Source organism: Deferrivibrio sp., from assembly GCF_055117995.1.
Genome location: NZ_JBSQOT010000055.1, coordinates 1 through 8208, shown reverse-complemented (window position 1 = coordinate 8208; position 8208 = coordinate 1). Strand labels below are relative to the sequence as shown.

The window sequence follows — 8208 nt, the reverse complement described above, 5'->3', positions numbered from 1 at the left end:
TTATAAAAATTGCAATAATATTATGGAATATTTAAAAATTTCCTGTATAATTGAATGAAACTTAATTTTACAAATAAAAAGGAGGACTTTATGAAAAGGTTGATAGTTGCAGTATTAGCAGTCATGGTAATGTTTTCATCTTTTGGCTTTGCGGAAACAAGAGGGGCAGTGGTTATGAAAGATACTGCTTATGGTGCGATAACCGGTGCGATTATAGGAGCTGCATTCCTTGCTTTTGAAGAAAAACCCTCAGACCATCTTGAGTATATTTCATATGGTGCTGCAGGTGGTGCAATTGTAGGGGCTATTTTTGGTGTTTATGAAGCAACAGCATTGGTAGAAATTGAGAATGGTAAAACAAAAATTGCAATGCCTACAATAAAAACACAGGTCAAGGGGATAGAAAAAGTGGCAAGTACTGATGTTTTAAAAGTTAAATTTTAAAACATTTATTCTAATGGTTGCCAAATATTATGTGTGATACGATTAATTGGTAAGTAGTAAGATAGCTAAACAACAAACTTGGATTTACATAAATAGAGATATTTTGTAGTTTAATAAAAGGGGGGTATCCCCCTTTTATTATTTTAAGTTCTAAATTTACTGACAATAGTTTGCAGGTTTGATGATTCTTTTTCGATGTTGAGCACGGTGCTTAAGACCTCCTCGATGGCTTTGGAAGATTCTTCAATTCCTGCTGAAATATTCTGGATGCTTCTGCTAACATCTTCAATGGCTCTAAACTGTTCTTCTGTTGAATTGCCTATGAGAATATTTTCATGGCACTCTCCTTTTTTGATAATAAAAACATAAAGCCTAAAAGGTTTATTTCAGTAGATTATACACGCTAAGTTATCTTATTTCAAATGGAATCAATTTTTATTTGTAGTAAGATTGTGATGTGAGGTGATAAAATGAAAAAAAACAAAAGGGGCAAGTTAGTTAAAAAAACAGGACTCCCCCCGGGGGCTCTTGTATATACTGGTGACAAAAATATTGAATTTACAATTCAAATTATTGAATACGATAGCGAGCATTACAGGGAATATACGATTAATGATATATCTCAGTTGGATGTGAAAAATGCCACAGGGGTAACATGGATAAATATTATCGGATTACACGATATTGAGGCTGTTGAAAAGATTGGCAATTATTTTGGACTGAATAAGCTTGTGCTTGAGGATATATTAAATGTTTATCAGCGGCCTAAAATTGAATATTATGATGAGAATATATTTGTAGTACTCAAGATGTTGTCTTTAAACAATGAAACCAAAGTACTTGATGCCGAGCAGGTGAGCATTGTTTTTGGTAAGAATTATGTTATCTCTTTTCAGGAAAAAGAGATTGATATATTTGGCTTTATAAGGTCAAGATTAAAAAATAACAAAGGGATAATTAGAAAAAAAGGCTCTGATTATCTGGTTTATGCTCTTATTGATGTTATAGTTGACAATTATTTTGTCGTTCTTGAGCAAGTTGAAGAAGAGCTTGAAAATCTTGAAGATGAGGTAACGACAAAAACTGGTTCTGATATAGTTGAGAGAATGCATAAAATGAAAAAAGATTTAATAGTATTAAGAAAAGCTGTATGGCCTTTGACAGAGTTAGTAGGGATATTGTATAAAGAAAAAAATAAACTTATTGCTGAAGAAACACTTATGTACTTCAGGGATGTTTATGATCATACAATTCAGATTATTGATATTTTAGATACAATAAGAGATATACTAAGTGGACTTCTTGATATATATCTTTCTGAAATTAATACTAAAACCAACGAAGTTATGAAAATGCTTACTTTGATTGCGACTATATTTATACTTCTAACATTTCTTGTGGGTGTTTATGGTATGAATTTCAAGAACATGCCTGAGCTTGAATAGAAATATGGTTATTTTGGTCTATGGGGGATTATGATATTTATTGGTGTGGGTTTAACGCTATATTTTAAAAAAAGAAGTGGATGTAATAATTGAAACGATTATTTGACAAATGTAAAATTATAAGATACAACAATCCAAAATATAAATAAGGAGAAGTAAAATGCTTGAAATTACTGATGCGGCAAGGGACAAACTCAAGTCCCTTTTGAAAAATTATCCCGGCAAATGTCTGCGACTTGTTATCGAAGGTGTTGGCTGAGGCGGCCCAAATCTGGGTTTGGCTCTGGATGAGCCAAATGAAAAAGAATTACAAGTTATCAATGAAATCGAAATTATGGTAGAAGACAGAATTATTAATTATGTAGGTGAGGCAAAAATCGATTATATTTCGAACCAAAACGGTGAAGGTTTTGTGATAATTCCTGCTACTTCTGGTGGAAGTTGTTCTTGTAGTTAAATTTTTACAAATAATTTCGAAAAATCTTCAATAGGGCCTGCAAATTTTGCAGGCCTTTTTTATACCAAAATATATTTTTTAAAAAGTTAAAATGCCCTTTGATTTTGTTGAGTATTATGGAAACTATATATTTGATACACAATTAATATTTCATAAGTAAGATGACTAAGAATATAAGCAAATACCAAAAATGCCGGAGGGGGGACTCGAACCCCCACGGGTGATTAGCCCGCCGGATTTTGAGTCCGGTGCGTCTGCCAATTCCGCCACTCCGGCAACAACAAGCAAAACTTATACATTTAAAATTTTTTTATGTCAATTAAAATCTCAGTCTAACAATGAGTAAACTTGTCAAAATGTTTCATATTTTATTCTGCCAAAGTCAAGTTTATCATACTGAATCGGTTTAGGTCGACTTTTGGGATAACCTATTCCTATAATTGATTCTACAAGGAAATGCTCGGGAATATTCAGAATTTTTCTTACATTATCTTCTGCCAAAACTTTATTTTCATCATATCTTAATCTTATTTGCGCCCAGCAACTGCCAAGTCCAAGGCTTTCTGCGGTAAGTTGTAAAATTATTGAAGCAATACTGCAATCCTCAATACATGTGTCTGATGCACTTGTATCACCTATTACAGCTATCGCAACATTGCAATTACTTAGAAATTCAGCGCCATGAGCCTTTGCTGTAGAAAGTTTTTTCAAAGTTTCTTTATCTTTGACAACAATAAATTTTGTAGGGTTGATATTTCTTGAAGTAGGCGCTCTTAATGCTGCTTCTATGAGTATGTCGAGCTTTTCACTTTCAATATTTTTTGTAAGAAAGCTTCTTACGCTTCTTCTGTTTCTCAAAATTTCAATCATATATCACCTTTTTTAATTTTTAATTTGTAAAGTTAGTATTGAATTTTCCGATAAAAAATAATACACTTTTTACGTAAAAACAAGGGGGCTTTTATGGGGATTAAACTCAAAATGCTTGTGTCGTATCTTCTTATTTCTTTGATTATTGTTATATTCGGAATTATAACTATAGGTTTTTTCAGTAAAATAAAATCATATATCAATGATGTTACATTCAACAATAATTTACTTTCCAAAATATCTGACTTTGATATAGATTTTTTAAAATCTACAAATATGGTAAGCAGAATTCTTGCAGAAGATAATATCGAAAAGTTAAATCAAGAGCTTGAAAGTGTAAGCGCGAATACAGATAAATTAACTAATACCACCAAAGACATTAAAATGTTAAATCCCAAAATAGCATCAAATCTTCAGAATGAACTTAATGAGCTTGATAAAATAATTAAACAAATGGGTGAAAACAAGACCAACTACCTTACCTTAAAAGAAGATGTTGCTAAAATTTCAGTGAAGATTGATGACCTTTATAGGCGTATTAAGGGCTATATAGAAATTTCGTTGAAAACTATTCCGGAATCAAACATTTCAACTCTTACTTTATTTAATAAAATGATGGAAAGCAATTTGCAATTTAAAGTTTATGCAAATTATATGCTTTCCCAGACGGATGAATATGAGATTGAAGACTCGCAAATGTCTATGCAAAGTTATTTAAAAGTTATGAGTGTTGTCGCACAGTCAATTCTTGAACATAAAAAGATACAGGATATTCTTCCTGACCCTGTGAATGACCCAAAGACGAGAGAACGATTACAAAATATTATAGAAACATGCAACGAGCTTACCCCTCTGGTTGACAATATATATAATGAATATTTGAAAGCAGTTAAATTGGGAAACAATTTGTCAAGTATGACAGTAAACCTGGAAAAAAACATAACAAGGCTTGATTCGTACATTGATGAACAGATGGCAATGGCGAGCAAAAATGTTAAAAATAGTCTTGATACAATTAATTCAATATCTAATTCAAGCAGGGTTATTTCTATTATTGCTATTATAATTGCTTTGGCTGTATCATCCGTCATTGGTGTTGTAAGTGCAAGTAAAGTATCTGCTCCAATAATCAAGATTACTAATGTTGCCAGGAATATAATTGACGGCAGATTGGACATTGAAGATATTGAGATTAAGGGTAGCAAAAAAGATGAAATTGCAATACTGACAAAAGCAGTAAATGATATGAAAAACAGCCTAAAAACGCTTATAGGTAAAATTTCAGAATTTTCAAATATGCTTCTTAATGTGAGTCAGCAGTCGTTATCAAGTATGGAAGAGATGAAAACATCTACAATCAATATAAATGAGGAAATAAATCAGACGGCTACTGCTGCTGAAGAGATGTCAAGCACGTCACAGGAAATTGAAACAAATATCCATGAAGGCGTAAGCAATATAAATATTGCAAAAGGTGAAATTATAAATGGCAACAAGGGGCTGCAGGAGGCTATTGATAATATCAACAAGATTGTATCGGAGTTTGTGGAAGCATCAGGAAGTCTTGATGAGTTGAAAAAATCAAGTGTGGAAATTAATGAAATAATCAAGCTTATTATAGATATAGCTGACCAGACAAACTTGTTGGCACTTAATGCGGCAATCGAGGCAGCAAGGGCAGGGGAGGCTGGAAGAGGCTTTGCTGTTGTGGCAGACGAGGTGAGAAAATTGGCTGAAAAAACTACGCTTTCTACAAAAAATATTTCCGATAAAGTAAACATTATACAGAAGAGCGTTGATGAGGTAGTAACTATTGTGGATTCTGGCATAAAAAACATTGAAGAAGGCTCCAGAGAGATTACATCTGTTGGTGAAAGTTTTAATCAGGCCACAACCGACCTTGAATCGGCAGTAAATTCAATAAGTCCGATTCAGAAAATGGCTGAGGAGCTTAATATCGCAATCAGTATGGTAGCTTCATCTATTACAAATATTTCCAAAAGTGCAGAAGAAAATGGATTTATTATTAACAATATAGTTTCTCTTTCAGGTGAAATTGAAAAAGTATCTGAAGAATTGAATGATATAATTAAAAAGTACAAAATCTAATATTTGAATATTTTTTTAGTTACATTATTTGTTACGGCTGTGATATTAATCTAAGAGTCTTTTTTTGTTGCAGAATGTGGAATTTTCTTATAAAACTCTAAAATATGAATAATATAATCGAAATTAGAGATGTTTCTAAAACTTTTCATCTTTCGGAAGGGATTTTTTCGGCATCTAAAGACAAAATAAAAGCTATTGATAATATTTCTTTGAACATCGAAAAAGGCAAAGCGATAGGAATAGTAGGTGAATCCGGGAGTGGTAAATCAACCCTTGCAAATATTATTGCAGATATAATAAAACCTGACAGTGGCGAAGTTTTATACAAGGGAAAGGTTGTAAATCGAAAAACACCTGATTATAAATTTTATAGAAAAAATGTTCAGGTTGTTTTCCAGGATCCATATTCGAGCCTTAACCCGAGACTTAAAATTTTCACAATGTTGAAAGATGGATATAAAGCCCATTGTACTGACAATAATTATAGGGAAAGATTTATTGATATATTCAAAAAAGTGGGGCTAAAAGAAGAGTTTTTATATCGCTATTCCCACGAGTTTTCCGGGGGACAAAGGCAAAGGATTTCAATTGCAAGGGCACTTATTCTTGATCCGGAAATTATTATAGCTGATGAGCCTGTAAGTGCGCTTGATGTATCCGTGCAGTCGCAAATTCTGAATATTTTTAAAGAGTTGAAAGTCAGAGAGGAAAAGACGATTATTCTTATTTCCCATGATCTTGCAGTGGTAAATTTTTTGTGTGATTACACTATTGTTCTTTATAAGGGTGTGGACGTGGAATATGGTAAAACGGATGATATTATAAATAACCCCATTCACCCTTATACGAAGACATTGATTTCTGCATCAAAAAACCTTATATCTTCAGAACTTATTGAAAATATTAATGCTGTTTGCCCTTTTGCCAGCAGGTGCGAGCATTTTGATGGTAAACTATGCAATAAAGAGCTTGAAAAAAAATATATTGGTGATAACCATTATCACAGATGCAATAAGTTTTAAGGGGAAAATATGGAAATTTATAATACGATGACACTTAAAAAAGAACCTTTTGAGCCGATAAATGATGGCGAAGTGAGAATGTATGTATGTGGTGTAACTGTTTATGATGACTGCCATATCGGCCATGCGAGAAGCTCTGTTGTGTTTGATGTTATAAGAAAGTATCTTAAATTTAAAAATTACAAGGTAACATTTGTTAAGAATTTTACTGACATTGATGACAAGATCATCAAGAGGAGTAACGAAATCGGTATCTCATGGAAAGAGCTTACAGCAAAATATATAAAGTCCCATGATGATGATATGAGTGCACTTTTGGTAGAAAAACCAGACTATACTCCTAAAGCAACGGAATTTATCAATGAAATGATTGAGTTATGTGAAAAACTTATTGAAAAAGGCTATGCATATGAAAAAAATGGAGATGTATACTTCAAAGTAAGGGCCTTTGAAAATTACGGAAAACTTTCACATCGAAGTATTGATGATCTTCTTGCGGGAGCAAGGGTGGATGTGAGCGAAATTAAAGATGACCCTCTTGATTTTGCCTTATGGAAAAAAAGCAAAGAAAATGAACCAGCCTGGGAAAGTCCTTGGGGACCAGGAAGACCGGGATGGCACATAGAATGCAGCGCTATGAGTTCAAAGATTTTAGGAATCCCTTTTGATATCCATGGTGGTGGGAAAGACCTTGTATTTCCCCATCATGAAAATGAAATTGCACAATCTGAGGCCTCTGAAGGCAAGATGTTTGCAAAATACTGGCTGCATAACGGCTTTGTTAATATAAATAAGGAAAAAATGTCTAAATCTCTTGGCAATTTTTTTACAATAAAAGATATTTTAAAAGAATTTGATCCGGAGGTTTTGAGATATTTTCTTCTTACTACCCATTACAGATCCCCTCTCGATTTTTCCAGAGACAACCTGATAGAAGCCGAAAGGGCACTTGACAGGATTTATACTGCACTTGATGAATTACTGACTTATAGGCCTGTCAAAAAGTCAAAAAACCTGACAGAAGATGTAAAAAAGCTGGAAGCGGGCTTTATTGAGGGTTTTACAAGGTCTATGGATGATGACTTCAATACCCCTTCAGCTCTTGCCCATCTTTTTGAATTTATAAAGTCATTAAATATAATTATTTCAAATAAACCTGATGAGGAGAGCTTTACTATTCTTGAGAGTGTTGTGAAAAAGGTAAGAAAAATTTGTCTCGATGTTCTTGGGATTATTCAAAAAGAGCCTGAAGAGTGGTTTAAGGCTAATCTTGCAATAGATGAAGAAGAGCTTAATAAATTGATAGAGGAAAGAAATTTAGCAAGAAAAAATAAAAATTTTGCTAAGGCGGATGAGATAAGGGATTACCTCAAGCAAAAAGGTGTAGAGCTTCTTGATACACTTGATGGTACAAAATTCAGAGCAAAAAGGGTGAGGTGAAAATGAATATATTGCTAACCGGCGCCGCCGGATTTATAGGCTCTTTTACATTGAGAAAGCTCCTTGATGAAGGTCATTTTGTTGTAGGTATTGACAATTTAAATGATTATTACAGTCCGGAGCTTAAAAGATACAGGTTGTCAGCTTTTGAAAAAGATAAAAATTTTAAATTTATCAAAGCAGACATTTCTGATTTTGAGGCGATGAGTGTTATTTTTCAAACTTATAAAATAGATGCGGTTATCAATTTGGCAGCAAGGGCTGGCGTGAGGTACAGCCTTGTAAATCCATTTGTGTATTATGAAACAAACTCTACCGGAACAGTAAATTTACTGGAGCTTTGCAAGGATTATGGCGTCAAAAAATTTGTCCTTGCATCCACTTCAAGCCTTTATGCCGGACTTGAAACCCCTTTTAGCGA

8 protein-coding genes, 1 tRNA gene and 1 pseudogene are annotated in these 8208 nt (G+C 33.3%); 8 read left to right on the top strand and 2 right to left on the bottom strand.

Going from position 1 to position 8208, the window contains the following annotated elements; all coding sequences use genetic code 11:
• Positions 1-90: 90 nt before the first annotated feature.
• From ACTCAF_RS10195 to ACTCAF_RS10180, 4 genes and pseudogenes are all read left to right on the top strand, one after another.
• Positions 91-444: a hypothetical protein gene (locus tag ACTCAF_RS10195; protein WP_463063174.1), complete on the top strand. Its 354-nt coding sequence runs from the start codon at positions 91-93 to the stop codon at positions 442-444.
• 225 nt (positions 445-669) lie between these two features.
• The gene (locus ACTCAF_RS10190) at positions 670-813 is read left to right on the top strand and encodes a hypothetical protein (protein WP_463063173.1); all 144 of its coding nucleotides are present in this window, start codon (positions 670-672) and stop codon (positions 811-813) included.
• 101 nt (positions 814-914) lie between these two features.
• Positions 915-1982: pseudogene (corA, locus tag ACTCAF_RS10185) on the top strand (magnesium/cobalt transporter CorA).
• 67 nt (positions 1983-2049) lie between these two features.
• Positions 2050-2346, top strand: coding sequence for a HesB-like (seleno)protein (locus ACTCAF_RS10180; RefSeq protein WP_463063172.1), 297 nt, complete (start codon positions 2050-2052; stop codon positions 2344-2346).
• A gap of 191 nt (positions 2347-2537) precedes the next feature.
• Here ACTCAF_RS10180 and ACTCAF_RS10175 read toward each other — a convergent pair.
• A tRNA-Leu gene (locus ACTCAF_RS10175) sits at positions 2538-2622 on the bottom strand.
• A gap of 75 nt (positions 2623-2697) precedes the next feature.
• On the bottom strand, positions 2698-3216 hold the full coding sequence (locus ACTCAF_RS10170; protein ID WP_463063171.1) for a nitroreductase family protein: 519 nt from the start codon (positions 3214-3216) through the stop codon (positions 2698-2700).
• A 93-nt stretch (positions 3217-3309) separates the two neighbouring features.
• Here ACTCAF_RS10170 and ACTCAF_RS10165 point away from each other — a divergent pair, with 93 nt between their 5' ends.
• From ACTCAF_RS10165 to ACTCAF_RS10150, 4 genes are all read left to right on the top strand, one after another.
• The gene (locus ACTCAF_RS10165; RefSeq protein ID WP_463063170.1) at positions 3310-5325 is read left to right on the top strand and encodes a methyl-accepting chemotaxis protein; all 2016 of its coding nucleotides are present in this window, start codon (positions 3310-3312) and stop codon (positions 5323-5325) included.
• A gap of 104 nt (positions 5326-5429) precedes the next feature.
• On the top strand, positions 5430-6347 hold the full coding sequence (locus ACTCAF_RS10160) for an ABC transporter ATP-binding protein (protein WP_463063169.1): 918 nt from the start codon (positions 5430-5432) through the stop codon (positions 6345-6347).
• Positions 6348-6356: 9 nt separating this feature from the next.
• Positions 6357-7787 carry a cysteine--tRNA ligase gene (gene cysS / locus ACTCAF_RS10155; RefSeq protein WP_463063168.1) on the top strand — a complete coding sequence of 477 codons (1431 nt, stop codon included), beginning with the start codon at positions 6357-6359 and terminating at the stop codon, positions 7785-7787.
• Positions 7788-7789: 2 nt separating this feature from the next.
• Positions 7790-8208: GDP-mannose 4,6-dehydratase (locus ACTCAF_RS10150; RefSeq protein ID WP_463063167.1), on the top strand; the 419-nt coding region annotated here is incomplete at its 3' end.